The 15,951-nt window shown below is 65.5% G+C and carries 18 protein-coding genes; 8 read left to right on the plus strand and 10 right to left on the minus strand.

Annotated features, from left to right (window positions below; all coding sequences use genetic code 11):
* The first annotated feature begins 67 nt into the window (after positions 1–67).
* Positions 68–2,551 (plus strand): ATP-dependent helicase HrpB, encoded by a 2,484-nt coding sequence (hrpB, locus tag ACE3OA_RS20975; RefSeq protein ID WP_374314493.1) that lies wholly within the window; start codon positions 68–70, stop codon positions 2,549–2,551.
* A gap of 84 nt (positions 2,552–2,635) precedes the next feature.
* Here the strand turns inward: hrpB and ACE3OA_RS20980 are convergent, their stop codons facing one another.
* Positions 2,636–3,388 carry a GNAT family N-acetyltransferase gene (locus ACE3OA_RS20980; protein ID WP_374314495.1) on the minus strand — a complete coding sequence of 251 codons (753 nt, stop codon included), beginning with the start codon at positions 3,386–3,388 and terminating at the stop codon, positions 2,636–2,638.
* A gap of 2 nt (positions 3,389–3,390) precedes the next feature.
* Positions 3,391–3,927, minus strand: coding sequence for an NUDIX domain-containing protein (locus ACE3OA_RS20985; protein ID WP_374314533.1), 537 nt, complete (start codon positions 3,925–3,927; stop codon positions 3,391–3,393).
* Positions 3,928–3,986: 59 nt separating this feature from the next.
* Here ACE3OA_RS20985 and ACE3OA_RS20990 point away from each other — a divergent pair, with 59 nt between their 5' ends.
* Both ACE3OA_RS20990 and ACE3OA_RS20995 read left to right on the plus strand, forming a co-directional pair.
* On the plus strand, positions 3,987–4,790 hold the full coding sequence (locus ACE3OA_RS20990; protein WP_374314498.1) for an AzlC family ABC transporter permease: 804 nt from the start codon (positions 3,987–3,989) through the stop codon (positions 4,788–4,790).
* The gene (locus ACE3OA_RS20995) at positions 4,787–5,104 is read left to right on the plus strand and encodes an AzlD domain-containing protein (protein WP_374314501.1); all 318 of its coding nucleotides are present in this window, start codon (positions 4,787–4,789) and stop codon (positions 5,102–5,104) included. The genes ACE3OA_RS20990 and ACE3OA_RS20995 overlap by 4 nt, the downstream gene beginning before the upstream one ends.
* Before the next feature lie 7 nt (positions 5,105–5,111).
* Here ACE3OA_RS20995 and ACE3OA_RS21000 read toward each other — a convergent pair whose 3' ends face one another.
* From ACE3OA_RS21000 to pgk, 3 genes are read right to left on the minus strand one after another with little or no spacing between them, the layout of a single operon-like run.
* The gene (locus ACE3OA_RS21000) at positions 5,112–6,143 is read right to left on the minus strand and encodes a cupin domain-containing protein (RefSeq protein ID WP_374314503.1); all 1,032 of its coding nucleotides are present in this window, start codon (positions 6,141–6,143) and stop codon (positions 5,112–5,114) included.
* A 39-nt stretch (positions 6,144–6,182) separates the two neighbouring features.
* Positions 6,183–6,587: a hypothetical protein gene (locus ACE3OA_RS21005; RefSeq protein ID WP_374314505.1), complete on the minus strand. Its 405-nt coding sequence runs from the start codon at positions 6,585–6,587 to the stop codon at positions 6,183–6,185.
* The gene (gene pgk, locus ACE3OA_RS21010) at positions 6,584–7,792 is read right to left on the minus strand and encodes a phosphoglycerate kinase (protein WP_374314507.1); all 1,209 of its coding nucleotides are present in this window, start codon (positions 7,790–7,792) and stop codon (positions 6,584–6,586) included. Before pgk ends, ACE3OA_RS21005 begins: the two co-directional genes overlap by 4 nt.
* Positions 7,793–7,931: 139 nt before the next feature.
* On the opposite strand from pgk, the gene ACE3OA_RS21015 reads away from it, so the two are divergent.
* Positions 7,932–8,705: an SDR family NAD(P)-dependent oxidoreductase gene (locus tag ACE3OA_RS21015; protein WP_374314509.1), complete on the plus strand. Its 774-nt coding sequence runs from the start codon at positions 7,932–7,934 to the stop codon at positions 8,703–8,705.
* Between the two features lie 123 nt (positions 8,706–8,828).
* Here the strand turns inward: ACE3OA_RS21015 and ACE3OA_RS21020 are convergent, their stop codons facing one another.
* Positions 8,829–9,419 carry a Smr/MutS family protein gene (locus tag ACE3OA_RS21020; protein WP_374314510.1) on the minus strand — a complete coding sequence of 197 codons (591 nt, stop codon included), beginning with the start codon at positions 9,417–9,419 and terminating at the stop codon, positions 8,829–8,831.
* Between the two features lie 10 nt (positions 9,420–9,429).
* The gene (secB, locus tag ACE3OA_RS21025) at positions 9,430–9,945 is read right to left on the minus strand and encodes a protein-export chaperone SecB (RefSeq protein WP_374314512.1); all 516 of its coding nucleotides are present in this window, start codon (positions 9,943–9,945) and stop codon (positions 9,430–9,432) included.
* A gap of 153 nt (positions 9,946–10,098) precedes the next feature.
* Between secB and ACE3OA_RS21030 the strand changes: the two genes are divergently transcribed.
* Positions 10,099–10,788, plus strand: coding sequence for an SDR family NAD(P)-dependent oxidoreductase (locus tag ACE3OA_RS21030; protein WP_374314514.1), 690 nt, complete (start codon positions 10,099–10,101; stop codon positions 10,786–10,788).
* A gap of 106 nt (positions 10,789–10,894) precedes the next feature.
* Here ACE3OA_RS21030 and ACE3OA_RS21035 read toward each other — a convergent pair whose 3' ends face one another.
* The 3 genes from ACE3OA_RS21035 to ACE3OA_RS21045 form a co-directional block, all read right to left on the minus strand.
* The gene (locus ACE3OA_RS21035; RefSeq protein WP_374314516.1) at positions 10,895–11,413 is read right to left on the minus strand and encodes a GNAT family N-acetyltransferase; all 519 of its coding nucleotides are present in this window, start codon (positions 11,411–11,413) and stop codon (positions 10,895–10,897) included.
* Positions 11,414–11,590: 177 nt separating this feature from the next.
* Positions 11,591–12,148: a histidine phosphatase family protein gene (locus ACE3OA_RS21040; protein ID WP_374314519.1), complete on the minus strand. Its 558-nt coding sequence runs from the start codon at positions 12,146–12,148 to the stop codon at positions 11,591–11,593.
* On the minus strand, positions 12,145–12,669 hold the full coding sequence (locus tag ACE3OA_RS21045) for an FxsA family protein (RefSeq protein WP_374314521.1): 525 nt from the start codon (positions 12,667–12,669) through the stop codon (positions 12,145–12,147). Before ACE3OA_RS21045 ends, ACE3OA_RS21040 begins: the two co-directional genes overlap by 4 nt.
* 354 nt (positions 12,670–13,023) lie before the next feature.
* On the opposite strand from ACE3OA_RS21045, the gene ACE3OA_RS21050 reads away from it, so the two are divergent.
* The 3 genes from ACE3OA_RS21050 (at position 13,024) to ACE3OA_RS21060 (ending at position 15,908) form a co-directional block, all read left to right on the plus strand.
* On the plus strand, positions 13,024–13,800 hold the full coding sequence (locus ACE3OA_RS21050) for a Tim44/TimA family putative adaptor protein (protein ID WP_374314523.1): 777 nt from the start codon (positions 13,024–13,026) through the stop codon (positions 13,798–13,800).
* Positions 13,801–13,874: 74 nt separating this feature from the next.
* The gene (locus ACE3OA_RS21055; protein ID WP_374314526.1) at positions 13,875–15,104 is read left to right on the plus strand and encodes a murein transglycosylase A; all 1,230 of its coding nucleotides are present in this window, start codon (positions 13,875–13,877) and stop codon (positions 15,102–15,104) included.
* A gap of 6 nt (positions 15,105–15,110) precedes the next feature.
* On the plus strand, positions 15,111–15,908 hold the full coding sequence (locus tag ACE3OA_RS21060; RefSeq protein ID WP_374314528.1) for a (Fe-S)-binding protein: 798 nt from the start codon (positions 15,111–15,113) through the stop codon (positions 15,906–15,908).
* Positions 15,909–15,951 lie beyond the last annotated feature (43 nt).

The raw sequence follows: 15,951 nt of genomic DNA on the forward strand, positions 1-15,951 counted from the left end.
TCGCCGACATTCCTGATTCGCCGATTTTCCGTGTCCGGCCGGGCATTTAGGTGCTATGGACCGGGACATGATCGCCAAATTCGACCCCACTTTGCCCATCGCCGCCATCCTGCCGGAGCTCGGCACCGCGCTGGCGGCGGGGCCCAATCTGGTGCTGGAAGCCCCACCGGGTGCCGGCAAGACCACGCAGGTGCCGCTGGCGCTGCTCGATGCACCGTGGTGCAAGGGGGCGAAGATCATCCTCCTCGAACCCCGGCGCCTCGCCGCAAGGGGGGCGGCGCACCGGCTGGCGCAGCATCTCCAGGAGGAGGTCGGCGAGACAATCGGCTACCGCGTGCGCCTCGACCGCAGGATCGGGCCCAAGACCCGGATCGAATGCGTCACCACCGGCCTCTTTCTGCGCCAGTTGCAGAGCGATCCGGAGTTGAAGGGTGTGGCGGCCCTCATCTTCGACGAATTCCACGAGCGCAGCGTCGAGGCGGACCTCGCCTTGGCCTTCGCGCTGGAAGCGCAAGCGGGCTTGCGGCCCGATCTCCGCCTCCTCGTCATGTCGGCCACCCTGGACGGGGCGAAGGTGGCGGCCCTGATGCCGGGGGCGCGGCGCCTCACCAGCGAAGGCCGCGCCTATCCGGTGACGACGCAGCATCTGGGCGATGACAGCAACAGCTGGATCGAAAAGCAGATGGCAGCCGCCATCCGGCGGGCCGCCGCGGAAGAGGCCGGCGACATCCTGGCCTTTCTGCCGGGCCTTGCCGAAATCCGCCGCACCGAGCGCGAATTGGGATCGTTGCCCGGCGCACTGGTTCTGCCGCTGCATGGCGATCTCCCTTTGCCGGAGCAGGACCGGGCGATCCAGCCGGACAAGGAGGGGCGGCGCAAGATCGTGCTTGCAACCAGCATCGCCGAAAGCTCGCTCACCATCGCCGGCATCCGCATCGTCGTGGATAGCGGCCTCCGGCGCGTGGCGCGGTTCGACCCGGCGACGGGCATGACGCGGCTCGTCACCACCAAGGTGGCACTCGCCAATGCCGATCAGCGCCGCGGCCGTGCCGGCCGACTGGGGCCGGGCGTCTGCTACCGGCTGTGGAGCGCCAACAGCGAACGCGCGCTCAGCGCCCAGCCCGCGCCGGAAATCCTGGAAATCGATCTAGCACCCCTGGCGCTGGAACTGGCTGCCTGGGGCATCGACGACCCGGCGAGCCTCGCGCTTCTCGACCCGCCACCGGCGGCAGCGCTCGCCCAGGCCCGCGAATTGCTGCGCGAACTGGGTGCCCTCGATCCGCAGCACCGCGTCACCGCGCATGGCCGCGCCATGGCGGAACTGGGCCTGCATCCGCGTCTTGCGCATATGCTGCTGGTGGCGAAGTCGCGCGGGCTCGGCGCCTTGGCCTGCGACATCGCCGCGATTTTGAGCGAACGCGATCTTATCTCCGGTAACGCTCGCGGCGCCGATCTGGGGGAACGGCTGGAAATGCTGCATGCCGGCGGCGGCGACCGGGCCGCGCGGTCGCGCATCCAACAGGCGGCCAAGGATTGGCGCCGCCAACTGGGGCTCAGCGCCGAGCGCGACGGCAGCCGCGCGGAAGCCGGCAGCATCGTGGCCCTCGCTTATCCGGATCGCTTGGCGCAGCAGCGCGGCGGGGTAGGTCAATATCGCCTTGCTTCAGGACGCGGCGCCGAACTCAACCGCGAAGACCCGCTCGCACGCGAACCCTTCCTCGCCGTGGCGACGCTGGATGCCGGGCAGAAATCAGCCCGCATCTATCTCGCGGCCCCCATCACCTTGGGCGAGATCGAAACGGATTTCGCCGATCTCATCACCGCGACCGAAACAGTGGCCTGGAATGCGCGCGACGGCATTGTCGAAGCCAAGCGCGAACGCCGCCTGCTCAGCCTGGTGCTGGAAGAAAAGCCGCTGCAGAAGCCGGATGCGGAAGCCGTGCGCGCGGCGATGCTGGACGGCATCCGGCAGATGGGATTGGCTGTCCTGCCCTGGAGCGCCGCCACGAAGACGCTGCGCGCCCGCGTCGCCTTTCTCCATCGCATGCTGCCGGAAAAGAACTGGCCCGACTGGTCCGATGATGCCTTGCTGGCAAGCTTGGCCGATTGGCTGGGGCCGCATCTGGGCGGCATCTCGCGCCGGGCGCATCTCGACCGGCTCGATCTCCACGCGGCCCTCACCGACAGCCTCGACTGGCAGCAGCGCCAGGCACTGGAGCAACTAGCACCGACGCATCTCGACGTGCCCTCGGGCTCGCGCGTGCCCCTCGATTATGACAGCGGCGACCAGCCCATTCTTGCCGTGCGCCTGCAGGAAATGTTCGGCGCCACGGAGACGCCGCGCATCGCCGGCGGGCGCGCGGGCGTGTTGCTGCATCTTCTCTCACCCGCGCGCCGCCCGGTGCAGGTGACCCAGGATCTCGCCAGCTTCTGGGCGAATGCCTACAAGGCTGTGAAGGCCGACCTCAAGGGCCAGTATCCGAAACACTATTGGCCCGACGACCCGCTGGTGGCCGAACCCACGGCGCGAGCGAAGCCCCGGCCGCGGTAAGGCGTTCAAACACGCGCTTTTGAGCCCTCTCCCGCAAGGGGAGAGGGGAAGAGCCTTGCGTGGCAAAAGCCTTGATCGCAGGCGCTAACCCGCCCGCCAATACCGGTACCGATAGATCTCCCGCAGGAACCCCATGCCGCGATAGAGCTTCAGGGCGGGATCGTTGTCGGCGACGACCTGCAGGCAGGCGCCAGCGGCACCTTGCTCGATGCCCCAGGCGAGCATGGCGCCGACAAGGCGGCTGCCATGGCCGCGGCCGCGTTGGGCGGGGGCGGTGATGAGGGATTCGATGCAGAGCAGGTCGTCATGCAAGGCGACAAAACCCATCGCCACGATTTGGCCGTCGACGCGCAGCGCCATGAAGGCGGCCCGGATGGCCAAAGCATCGACGATGGCGCGGTAGGTGCGGCGATCCTTTTCGGTCAGCTCCTTCAGCGCCCACATGGTCGCGAACCATTCATCGTCAGGTCGCGCCAGGATGGTCACATCGGGATCGCGCCGCATGCGGCCGGGCGGCAGGTCGGCATAAAGCGTCAGCGTCTCGCCCTCGGGGCGATAGGCGTGGGCCGTCAGTTGCTGCTCGATTTCCGGCGGCAGCAGCGAGGGCACGCGCACGATGGTGGGCAGTCCTGCACGCGGAAAGGCAATCTCCGCCGCTGCCAGCATGGGGCCGATATCGCCGCCGGTGGCGTGCCGGGGATTGGCCGAATTGCCGCGGCGGCTGAGGCCGTCGGAAAAACGGAACACCCAATCGCCGTGGAACTCCTCCCGCAGCGACGGCCAGGCCTGATGGCAGATGCGCTCGACGCGCCAGCCGAGTTCGTCATGCGCCGCCAAGATCAGTGATCCCCCGATTCGCCCGGCGGGTTGGTGAAGGCGGGAAAGGTCTTGCGGTCGCGCACGTCGTTGAACTGCGTCAACGCCCAGCGCACGGATGGAAAGGCAAGCTCGTCCCACGGGATATCCACATAATCGAACAGCCCCACCTCCAGGCTCTCGGTCCCGGCGCTGATTTGGGGGTCGATGAGATGCGCGCGGTAGATGAGCTGCACCTGCGACAGGCGGGGAATGGTATAGGCGGCAAGCAGCCCGTCGATCTCGATCCGCGCATTGGCCTCCTCGAAAGCCTCGCGCGCGGCACCCGTTTCGGCGCTCTCATGCAATTCCATGAAGCCTGCTGGCAGGGTCCAATAGCCCTTGCGCGGCTGGATGGCGCGGCGGCAGAGCAGGATCTTGTCGCCCAAGGTGACGACAGCGCCCACCACCACCTTCGGGTTCTCATAGGCGATGAAGCCGCAATCGGTGCAGACCTGGCGCAGGCGGTTGTCGCCCTCCGGCACGCGATGCTCGAAACTGGGTTCTTTCTGCTCGGCCATGATCGACAGCGCTGCGTCTTGTTGCGTTTTCGGCATGGCTCAACTGTGGCGGAAGGCGGATGACGCCGCAAGCACTCCTCGCCTATGTTGCGGGCGCCATGCAACCACCCGCACCCGATACGCCAGAATCATCCGATTGGACCGAGGATTTCGGCTCGCCCGCCAAGGCGCGGGTTTCCGGCATGCGCGCCGCCATCGGCGCCCCGGCCCTGGTGCTGGGGGCAAGCTATGTGGGTTTCGGCGCTTTCGTCCATCAATCGGGCCTGACGCTCTTCCAGGGCCTCGCCTCGACCACCACGGGCTGGGCGCTGCCCGGCCAGATCGCCATGATCGAGATTTTTGCGGTCGGCGGCTCGATCCTCGCCGCCGCCATCGCCGTGGGCCTTGCCAATGCGCGCCTGCTGCCCATGGTGGTGACATTGCTGCCGATCCTCCGGCGGGGTGACGGGCAGGCCAAGCCCCGGCTCATTCATTACCTGAGCGCGCATTTCATTGCGCTGACCGGCTGGGCCGTTGCCATGCAGCGCGCCCCGGACATGCCGCCCGACCAGCGGCTGCCCTTCTTCCTCGGTTTCACCAGCGTCATCTGGTCGGCGACGGTTCTTGCGACCGCACTTGGCTATTTCCTGGTCGGAATCCTGCCGGCGCCGGTGACATTGGGCCTCGTTTTCTTGAACCCGCTTTATTTCATGCTGCTTTTCACCGCCGATTTGGTGCGCAGGGAACGCGGCCTCGCGCTCATGCTCGGCGCGGTGATGGGACCGCTCTTTCACCTCGCCAGTCCCGATTGGGGCCTGCTCGCGACCGGCCTCATCGGCGGCACGCTGGCCTTCCTCCTCATCCAGCGCGGCCGACCGTCATGAGCGCCTGGTGGTTCATCCTGGTGGGCGCCCTCGTCACCTATGCCTGGCGTGGGGCTGGCGTTGCGCTCTCGGGACGGATCGATCCCAATTCGGCACTGATGCGCTGGACCGCTTGCGTCGCCTATGCGCTGCTGGCCGGCCTTATCACGCGCCTCATCGTGGCGCCGCAAGGGGCGCTGGGCGAGACCGCCTTGTGGATGCGCCTTGTGGCGGCCGGCATTTCCCTGCTGGTCTATTTTCTCTGCCGCCGTTCCATTCCGCTGGGTGTCGCGGCGGGGGCTGGTTCACTGATGATCATGACGGCGCTGCCCTAGGGCTGGCTCAGTCGATCTGCTCGCCGTCCCAATAGCGCCGCAGGCCGCCCATGTCGAAGATGTCGTCCTTCGACTTCAGCGCATTCACCGCCAGTTTGTTCGACTGCGGATAGACGCAGACATCGGCCGGGTTGCGCGTGCCGATCATCAGATAGCTGCAGGGACCGGTGCCGCTGTTCATGAAGGAATGGCCGATCTTCTGTCCGGCGGGAAAGCAGACATAATCGCCGGCCTTCAGGTCGAACGTTTCCTCGCCGAGGAACAATCGCACGTCGCCTTCCAGGATCAGCGCCTGTTCCTCCTCCAGCATGTGATAGTGCAAGGGGGCCAGGCGTCGCCCCGGCGCCGGCGATTCGATCATGACGCCCACATGGTATTCGGCGCCGATCGCGGCGTGGGTGAGATGCCGGGCCGTGCCGCCGAAATGCTTGCCGATGCTGGTTTCCTCGCGCTCAACGGCGGCGGATGAGATCGGTGGGCAGGGTTTTGCCGTTGCCTCGGGGACGGTGGCCGGTATGTCCGCCGGCGGGGGTGCTCCAGGCGCCAAGCCCGTATCCTCGCCATCCCAATAGCTGCGTGTCGCGGCAAGGTCGAGGATCTTGCGCCGCCCCAGGGCGCGGATCAGCACCTTGTTGGAATCGGGATAGACCACGACTTCGTTCGGATTGCGCTCGCCGACGATGACATAGCGGCAGGTGGCGGTGCCGTTGTTTTGAAGGCAATGCCCGGCCTTCTGCCCGGCTGGAAAGCAGACATAATCGCCGGCCTTCATCTCGTAGCGATCATCACCGATGCGGGCCGTAAGATGGCCTTCGAGGATGAACACATGCTCTTCCTCGAGCATGTGGTAATGCGCGGGCGCGCTCAGCATGCCCGGCCCCAATTCCTCGATGGCGACACCCACCTGGTAATTGTCGCCGAGAGCCGTGCTGGTGAGGTGCCGATAGCGGCTGGCAAAGCGCGGGATGTCGGAGAATTCCTCCCAGGCGATGTCGGCTGACGATAGCGGCTTCGGCACAATCGTTTCCTGCTGCGACATCTCTCGCCTCTCCTCCGTTACCCGTCATGGCCTCGCGGATCAGTCCGCGTCGATCTCGGCATCCTCGACTTCGAGCGCCGAGAAGCCGAGCGCCAGGCTCTTGCCGCGCGACGCGCCGCCGATATTGAGGTCGATTTCCAGACTGTAGAGCGTCACCCCTTTGGCGCTTTCGATCGCGCGCAGGGCGGCGATCCGCGCGCCGTCGCTGATATCGACATCCAGGCTGAAATTGCTGACGCCGAAGAAACTCAGCGCGCAAGGACGCGCACCCGGATAATCCGCCTGGCCCTCGAGAGCCGCGTAGATATCGTCGACGAAAATGGTGGCGACCTGGTCAAGCACCTGAACGGTCAGGGCATCGATGGCAGCACCATGGAGATAGCCAAGTGTCGCAAAAAAATCGACTGGATCCTCGATGCTTTCCGGGCCCAGTTCCTCGCTCATGATTGCAGCGCCGTGACGCCCGGCAGTTCCTTGCCTTCCAGCCATTCGAGGAAGGCGCCGCCAGCGGTGGAGATATAGGAGAAATCATCCTCCGCCCCGGCATGGGCAAGGGCCGCCACCGTGTCGCCGCCGCCGGCGACGCTGAGGAGCTTCTTGGCCTTGGAGAGGGCCGCGGCATGTTTGGCGACCGCGACCGTGCCCTGGTCGAAGGGCTGCGTCTCGAAGGCGCCCAGCGGCCCGTTCCACACCAGGGTCTTCGACGAATCGAGATACTGGTTGATCAGCGCCACCGATTTCGGACCGACATCGAGGATCATCTGGTCGGCCGGCACGGCTTTGACATCAACCACCTTGTTGGCGGCACCGGCTTTGAATTCACCGGCCACCACGGCATCGACCGGCAGCACGATGGTGCAGTTCGCGGCCTTGGCCTTTTCCAGGATCGCGCGCGCCGTGTCGGCAAGATCGCGCTCGGCCAGCGACTTGCCGACCTCGATCCCTTGCGCGAAGAGGAAGGTGTTGGCCATGCCGCCGCCGATCACCAGCCGGTCGACCTTGCTCACCAGATTGCCGAGAAGATCGAGCTTGGTCGAAACCTTGGCGCCGCCGACCAGGGCCGTCACCGGGCGCTGCGGCTTTTCCAGTGCTGCACCCAGATGATCAAGTTCCTCCTGCATCAGGCGGCCGGCCGCGGCCGGCAGCAGATGCGCCAAGCCTTCAGTCGAGGCATGGGCGCGATGCGCGCAGGAGAAGGCATCATTGACATAGATGTCGCCAAGGCCGGCCAGCGCCTGGGCAAAGCTCTTGTCGTTGGCTTCCTCCGCGTCATGGAAGCGAAGGTTTTCCAGCAGCAGCACCTCGCCATCCTTGAGGGCCGTGGCGGCGGTGCTGGCCGGCGCGCCAATGCAATCGCCGGCAAAGGCGACCTTGCGGCCGAGTGCCTTGGCCAGGGGGTCGACCAAGGGCTGCAGGGAGAATTCCGGGGCGACCTTGCCCTTCGGGCGGCCGAAATGGGAGAGGATGATGACGCGGGCGCCCTTCTCGGCCAGTTCCTTCAAGGTCGCCGCCGAGCGTTCGATGCGCGTCGCATCCGTCACCTTGCCGTCCTTCATCGGCACGTTGAGGTCGCAGCGCACGAGCACGCGCTTGCCGGCCAGAGTGAGATCGTCGGGGGTGAGATCGTCGAGGGTGCGGAACTGAGGCATTGGTTAAGCTTCCCTATCGCTGGCGGTATTTCGGTGGCGGAATATCAATTGGCCGCTCAGGTGCCATAGACCGCTGCCGATGGCAAGCCGGGCCGAACTGGCCTAAGATTCATCCGATTTCACGCCGAGTCGAGGACCCATGGCCTACCAATCCGCGCTCATCACCGGCGCTTCCTCCGGTATCGGTACCGCTTTCGCCCGCGCGCTGCCGCGCAGCACCGCCTTGCTGCTCACCGGCCGCGACCGCGACCGCCTCAATGCCCTGGCGCAGGAGCTGGGCCTCAACGGCCGCCAGGTGCGCACCGTGGTCGCGGACCTCACCGATGCGGAAGGGCGCTATGCCGTGATCGGTGCCGCTGAAATGGCCAAGGTCGACCTGGTCATCAACAATGCCGGCCTCGGCCAGCTGGGCCGCGTGGCCGACAATTCGGAACTCCGCGAGATGGAGATGGTGCAGGTGAACATCGCCGCCCCCGTCGAGATCACGCGCGGCCTCCTGCCGATGCTGCTGCGCCATGCGCATGAGAGCGGCAACCGCGCCGGCATCATCAATGTGGCGAGCACGGCCGCCTTCGCGCCGATGCCGCTCTTTGCGACCTATGCCGCCAGCAAGACCTTCCTGCTGAACTATACCGAGGCCTTGGCCGAGGAAATGGCGCAGGAACCGATCAACATCCTGGCGCTGTGCCCCGGTGCCACCGAAACGCGCTTCTTCGAACGGGCCGGTGTGGAGAAGCCCGGCATGACGATGCACAGCGCCGAACGCGTGGCGCAGGAAGGCCTGCGCGCGCTGGGGCAAGAACGCGTCCATGTCGTGGGACCCACCAACTACCTCGCCAGCATCGCCATGCGCCTCTTGCCGCGCCGCTTTCTCACCGCCGCGGTGGAGACGACCTTGCAGAAGTGGAAGTGACGGCGCCTCAGCTCCGTCATGCCCGGGCTTGACCCGGGCATCAGGTCGCACCCGAAGGACAGAGCCCAGTCAGACTAGATCCCCGGGTCAAGCCCGGGGATGACGATGGTGTTTTGCCAGTCTCTACTTCAGCCGCTTCAGCAGCACATAGAGCGCGCCTTCGCCGCCATGTTCCGGCCTTGCCTGCGAGATCGCCAGCACCAGGCGGCGGAACACCGGCTCGTTGAGCCAGCGTGGCACATTGGCCTTGAGGATGCCCGATTTCGACTGCGTCATGCCCTTGCCGGTGATGACCAGCAGCTTGCGCTTGCCATGCTGATGGGCGCGCTGGAGGAAATGGAGCAGGGCGTCATGGGCCTCGTCCTGCGTGCGGCCGTGGAGGTCGATCTTGCCCTCGATCGGCAACTGGCCGCGGCGGAAGCGTTCCGATTGGCGCTTGTCGATCCCCGGCATCGCGCCGGGGGCGGGGTTGGGCGTGAGGATTGGCTGCGCCGCCGTCTTGGCCGGGGCGGGTTTTTGCACCGGCGGCGGGCCTTTGGGGGGCGATTTCGGGCGCTTGCCCGGTGGGGCGGGGGCGGCAGGCGCTGTTTCCGCGACCTCGCCGCCCTTTGCCGGACTCTTCCTGGCGCGCTTGGCTTTAAGCGGTGTCACCGTGCTGGCGACCGCCTGCCACAGGGCAAGCTCCGTTTCGGAGAGACGTCGCTTGCCCGCCACTGCGGCGCGTTTAGCTGGCGGCGCCGGCGGTCTTCTGCGCCTCGGCCTGCTTCAGCATTTCCTCGCGGCGCTCGCGGTACATGGCGACGAAATCGACCGGGTTGATGAGCAGCGGCGGGAAGCCGCCGGCCGAAACCGCGTTGGCGATGACCTGGCGGGCGAAGGGGAACAGCAGGCGCGGCGCCTCGATCATGACCAGCGGCAGCACATGCTCCTGCGGCACGCGGCCGAGGCGGAAGGTGCCGGCATATTCGCATTCGGTGAGATAGACGGAACGCTCGCCGATCTTGGCATCCACGGCCATGAACAGGGTCACTTCGATGTCCGGCGGGGTCAGCGGCTTCACGCGCACATCGACCCGGATCATGCCGGTGGGGGCTTCCTTCAGCGCCGTCGGCGTTTCGGAGCCGAGCGGGTTTTCAAAGGAAAAATCCTTAAGGAACTGATGCATAACCACCAGAGCCGGACCGGCATCCGCCGGCTCCTGGGCACCGTTGCCGGCGGCTGGGTTGTTCTGGTCGGTCATGTAACGCTCCTTCAATCCAATCGATCAAAATGGTTGGCGTTCCGCTACCACCCTTTGCCGGGGGAGTGCAACCTGGAACAGCTCGGCTTGACCGGCCGGGGCCGCGCTGCGCAATCTGCTGTCGGGGACGCTTAACGAAGGAATATCAGCAAGATGAGCCGTTATGCGATCATCGTCGGCGCCGGCAGCGGCCTCTCGGCCGCCATCGCCAGGGCAGCCGCCGCGGATGGGTTCAAGCTGGTGCTGGTGGCCCGCGACATCGCCAAGCTGGCGCCGATGGTGGCCGAGATGGGCGCCCGCGCCATCGCCGCGGATGCCAGCGATCCGGTGGCGGTCGAACGCATGTTTGCCGTGGCCGAACGCGATTTCGGCGTGCCGGAACTGGTCGTCTTCAATGCCGGCTACCGCGCCCGCGGCTCGATCCTCGATATCGATCCCGCAGAGGCCGAGGCCGCCTTGCGCAACAACGCGCTGGCAGGCTTCCTGGTCGGGCAGGGCGCCGCCCGCGCCATGGTGCCGGCCGGCAAGGGCTCGATCTTTTTCACCGGCGCCACGGCCGGCATCAAGGGCTTTGCCGGCTCCAGCCCCTTCGCCATGGGGAAGTTCGCTTTGCGCGGCCTTGCGCAGAGCATGGCGCGCGAACTCGGCCCCAAGGGCATCCATGTCGCCCATTTCATCATCGATGGCGGCATCGCCGGCACGCGTGGCGCCCGCGAGGCCAATGAAGACGACGTGCTGCTCTCGCCCCAGGCCATCGCCGAAACCTATCTTGCCGTTCACAAGCAGCATCGCAGCGCCTGGACCCAGGAAATCGACCTCAGACCCTGGAACGAGCGTTTCTGACAACTCTCACCATCGTCATCCCCGGGCTTGACCCGGGGATCTGGTGAAACTGGGCGAGGACTTTCAGTTAAGACGAGATGCCCGGGTCAAGCCCGGGCATGACGGCTTAGCGAAGGTCGCCCTTTCTTAAGCTCAGATAGACGCTGTCGAACCATTTGCCGCCGATCTCGAAGGTCTTTTCGGCAAAGCCGGTGCGTTTAAAGCCATTGCGTTCCAGCAGGCGCAGGGATGGCGTGTTGTCGGGATCGACATCGGCCTCGATCGTGGCGAAGCCCAATATATCGAAGCCGAATTGGCTGATCGCGCGCAGCGCCTCGCCGGCAAAGCCTTGACCCTGCTTGGCGGGATCGAAGAAGAAGCCGATCTCGCTGCCTTGCCAGAAGGCGATGCGGCCGATGATCCTGCCTTCATGCAGCACGGCAAAATCCTGCGCCTCGCCCTGTGCCATCGCGTCCAGACTTACACGCACCCAATTCTCGGTCTGCTTGATATCCGTATGCGGCAGGGTCGACCAGAAGCGCATCACCACCGGATCGGACAGCCAGGCGTGGAGTGCCGGCGCATCCGCCAGCATGAGCGGCCGCAATGTCAGGCGTTCGGTGGTGAGGGTGGGGAGCTCAAGCATGGTGGAAGAAATCCAATAGAAATATGACGTGACGCATTCGTTCGATCGACCCCCTCACCCTGACCCTCTCCCGCGAGGGGAGAGGGGTTTCGGCAATATATTTGGCCTTGCCGGCGACACCTCATTCCCTCTCCCCTCGCGGGAGAGGGTCAGGGTGAGGGGGGGAATGAGCAAGCGCTACCGCGCATCCACCCGCACCCGTCGCGCGCGGGTCGGGTCGAAGGGGACGAGTTCGGCATTGGCGGCGGAATGGCCGGTGAGTTGCACGATGAAGCCCCAATGGCTGACCACGGCGACATGCTGCCAGTCGGGCAAGGCGGCGGCGCGGCGATGGAAAATCTGGCAGCGTTGCTCCACCTGCTCGCGCGTCTCGTCGAGATTGGGCCACCACACCTCGTCGATATGATCGAAGGACAAGGCCGGCCAGCGTTCGGACAGAAGGCGCCGTTCGGTGCCGATGTCACAATGGTAATGGGCATGCTCGTGCACGCTGAGCTCGATCTCGATCGGCACATTGAGGGTGCCGGCGACGATCTCGGCGGTTTCGATGGCGCGCGTATAGGGGCTGGCCAGCACCCGGCGGATCGGGTGGCTGTGGCTTCTCAGCCGCTCGGCCGCCGTCGCCACCTGCTGGCGCCCCAAAGCGGTCAGTTTCGGGTCGGGAATGCCGGGATCGCGCCCGGTGCGCTCATGATGGGCGTTGAATTCGGACTGGCCGTGGCGGATGAGGATCATGGTTCTTCGGGTCGCCCGTTCTCTGGTCTTTGCTCGATGATGGTGGGGGTGGGCCGGCCGGGGCGCCTGGCGGCACCTTCTTCGGGTTCGATGATCTCGAACTCGCCCTCGATGATCGTGGTGCGGCGGGCCCCGGGTGATCCTGTGCCGCCGGACCGGTAGATCCGCGTCTCGAAATGATGCGCCATGCGCCGCAGCAGGAAATTCCGCGTCGCCGGCAGCAGCAGGATGAGGGCGAAGAAATCGCTGAAGAAACCCGGCACGATCAGCAGCAGGCCAGCCGATACCATGACGGCGCCGTCGATCAGGCTGTGACCTGGTTCGCGGCCCTCATTGAGGGCTGCCTGCAGTTTGAGGAGCGCGTTGAGCCCGCCATGGCGAATGAGGGCAAGGCCCAGCATGCCCGCCGCCAGCAGCCAGAGCAGCGTGAGCCCCAGCCCGATGCGCCCGCCGATCACCACGAAACCGGTGATTTCCAGGAAGGGTAGGAGGCAAATCAGGGCCACCAGCAGCCGCATCATGCGCAAAGCTCCATGGCGCGGGCTGGCAAAGGGTTGGATTTCTGGCAAAAAGCGATGTGAAACCAGCATCTTGCCGCAGCTGTGGGTGATAATTCTGTCACTTAGTGCCTCTCGGCCCCATCTCTCATCCGCGCTGCATTGCGCGACTTGCTGTAACTGGGCCGACTTCCTATGTAGAATGCCGTATCAACGCTTTAGCTCAAGGTCGGGGCTCCGGTCTACCCGCGATGGACCCGCCTGCAACCGGATGCCGGGGCGTGTGAGGCAAAGGTGGTGGTCTGGCGTCCATGGCGCAAGCCCGGCACCTGCCCTACAGCTTGGTCGGCGGTTCTGAATCAATAGGGATTTGGGTTCTTGCAACATCTCGACATCGTCTTTTTTGCCATCGTCGCCGTGGTCCTGGGCTGGAAGCTCTATTCCGTGCTCGGCCGCCGCACCGGCAATGAGCGCCGCATCGATCCTTTTGCGCGGCCGGATCCCAAGGATATTGCCGCCCGCCGCCCAAACCAGGGCCGCGACGAGCCGGATGCGCCGATTCCGATCGGCAGCCGGCGTCCTGGCGTGGTGCGTCCCGAGCCCGATGCGCCGGCTGAGGCCGTGCGCGACAGCGGCACCCGTGGCGGCCTGTCGCCGCGCGACCGCCGCCTGATTGAAGCCGAGATTTCCCGCGCGCCGGAAGCCGTGCGCGATGGGCTTGCCGCCATCGGCAAGGCCGACCCGACTTTCAACCCGGCCGATTTCATCGGCGGCGCCAAGATCGCCTTCGATATGATCGTGCAGGCCTTTGCAGCCGGCGAAGCCAAGGCGCTGCAGCCACTCCTCGCCCGCGACCTCTATGACAGCTTCGCCGCCGCCATCGCCGAGCGCCAGCGCCTCGGCCATCGGCAGAAGACGGTCCTTATCGGCATCACCCAGGCGCAGATCGTGGGTGCCGAACTCAGGGGCAAGGAAGCGCGCGTCACGGTCAAGTTCGTCAGCGAACAGACCAGCGTTACCGAGGATGCGGGTGGTGCCGTGATCGACGGCGATCCCAGTCATGTCGACAGCATCATCGACGTCTGGACCTTCGCCCGCGACACGTCATCGCGCGATCCCAACTGGCAATTGGTGCTCACCGAACAGCCGTCATAGAGGCTGTCGAGCTTCGGGGGAAGCAAGCGGGGATGTTGGGGGAAGCGACCAGCACATCTGATATAATTTCCGTCATGCCCGGGCTTGACCCGGGCATCCACGTCTTTCCGTCCACTGCGCGCAAACGCGTGGATGCCCGCACCAAGTGCGGGCATGACGGCTTAAAGCAATTCGCGCGCCGCATCGCCGCCCTTCTTACCCTCACCCTTGTTGCCGCCTGCACGCCGCCTGAATCGCCGCCGGGCCTGAAGGTCAGCCCCAGTTCCTATTCCATGCTGCCCGGCTGGGGCGAGGATGGCTTCGAGGGCGTGCTATCGGCGCTCCTCAATTCCTGCAAGGCCATCGCCAAGCAGAAGGACGACGCGCCCATCGGCCCCAAGGCGCTGGGCGGTGTCGCCGGCGACTGGCAGGCGCCCTGCGCCGCCGCCAAGGAACTGGCATCGTCCAAGGACCCGTTGCTGGTGAAGGGCTTCTTCGAACGCTGGTTCGTGCCGTTCCTGGCCGAGGATGTGCGTGGCAAGCCCGGCCTCTTTACCGGCTATTACGAGGCTGAGATCGAAGCCGCGCGCGCGCCGGATTCCCTCCACATGTATCCGCTCTACCGGATGCCCAAGGAACCAACCAAGCTCACCCGCGCCGAGATCGAGGCGGGCGCCCTGCGCGGCCAGGGGCTCGAATTTCTCTGGCTCAAGGACCCGGTCGACGCCTTCTTCCTGCAGATCCAGGGCTCCGGCATCGTCAAGCTCAACGACGGCAAGGAAATGCGCGTGGGCTATGCCGGCAATAACGGCCAGGCCTTCGTCGCCATCGGCAAATTGATGATCGAGGAAGGCATCATCGACCGCAGCTCGGCCTCGATGCAGACCATCCGCGCCTGGCTGCGCGCCAACCCGGATAAGGCGCAGGCGATGATGAACCGCAACCCGCGCTTCATCTTCTTCCGCGAGGTGAAGGAGAACGGCCCCGTCGGCGCCATGGGCGTCACCCTGACTGCCGGCCGCAGCCTGGCTGTCGACCCGGCCTTCGTGCCGCTGGGCCTGCCCTTGTGGCTCGACACCACCTGGCCGGTCGATCATGGCAGCATCAAGAAGGGCCAGCCCTTGCGCCGCCTGATGCTGGCCCAGGATGTCGGCACCGCGATCAAGGGACCGGTCCGGGGCGATTTTTTCTGGGGCAGCGGCGAGGAAGCGCTGAACTTCGCCGGCAGCATGAAGAATGCGGGAAAATGGTTCATGCTCTTGCCAGTGACCGCCGCAGCGCGCAAAACTCTCGACGTCGTCGATATCGTCAGCAGCCTGAAGTGAGTGCGCGTGAACAGCCAGCCGGAAAAGGCCCCTAATGGGGTTGCGGGTGCCAATGTCGCCCTGTTTGTGACCTGTCTCGTCGATCTGTTCCGCCCCAGCGTCGGTTTCGCCGCGGTGAAACTGTTGGAGGAGGCCGGCTGTCATGTGCAGGTGCCGGAAAGCCAGACCTGCTGCGGCCAGCCCGCCTATAATTCCGGCGACCGCGACATGGCGGTCGAAATCGCCAAGCAGACCATTGCGGCCTTTGAGGGGTTTGACTTCATCGTGGCGCCCTCGGGTTCCTGCGGCGGCATGATCAAGCATCACTATCCGCAGCTGCTGGCCGAGGATGCCGTTTGGGCCCCGCGCGCCAAGGCGCTTGCCGCCCGCACCTTCGAGCTCACCCAGTTCCTGGCCGAACAATGCGGCATGACGGATTTCGGGGTTAGGCTTGCCGCGCATTGCACCTATCACGATTCCTGCTCGTCTTTGCGCGAGATGAATGTGAAATCGGCGCCGCGCAACCTGCTCGCCAAGGTCGACGGGCTGAAGCTCACCGAGATGGAGGAGACCGATGCCTGCTGCGGCTTCGGCGGCACCTTCTGCATCAAGTTTCCCGACGTTTCCAATTCCATGGCGGCGCGAAAGGTCGCGACTATCGACGCGACCGGCGCCGATCTGCTGCTCGCCGGCGATCTCGGCTGCCTGATGAATCTCGCCGGCAAGATGAAGCGCGACGGCTCACGCGTCAAAGTGCGGCATGTCGCCGAAGTGCTGGCCGGCATGACGGACGAGCCTGCTATTGGCGAGGAGCAACCCTCGTGAGCCATATCCCCACCAGCAATGCTTTCAAGGAGAATGCCAGCGG

It is taken from the genome of Dongia sp. (genome assembly GCF_041906375.1).
Taxonomy (GTDB): domain Bacteria; phylum Pseudomonadota; class Alphaproteobacteria; order Dongiales; family Dongiaceae; genus Dongia.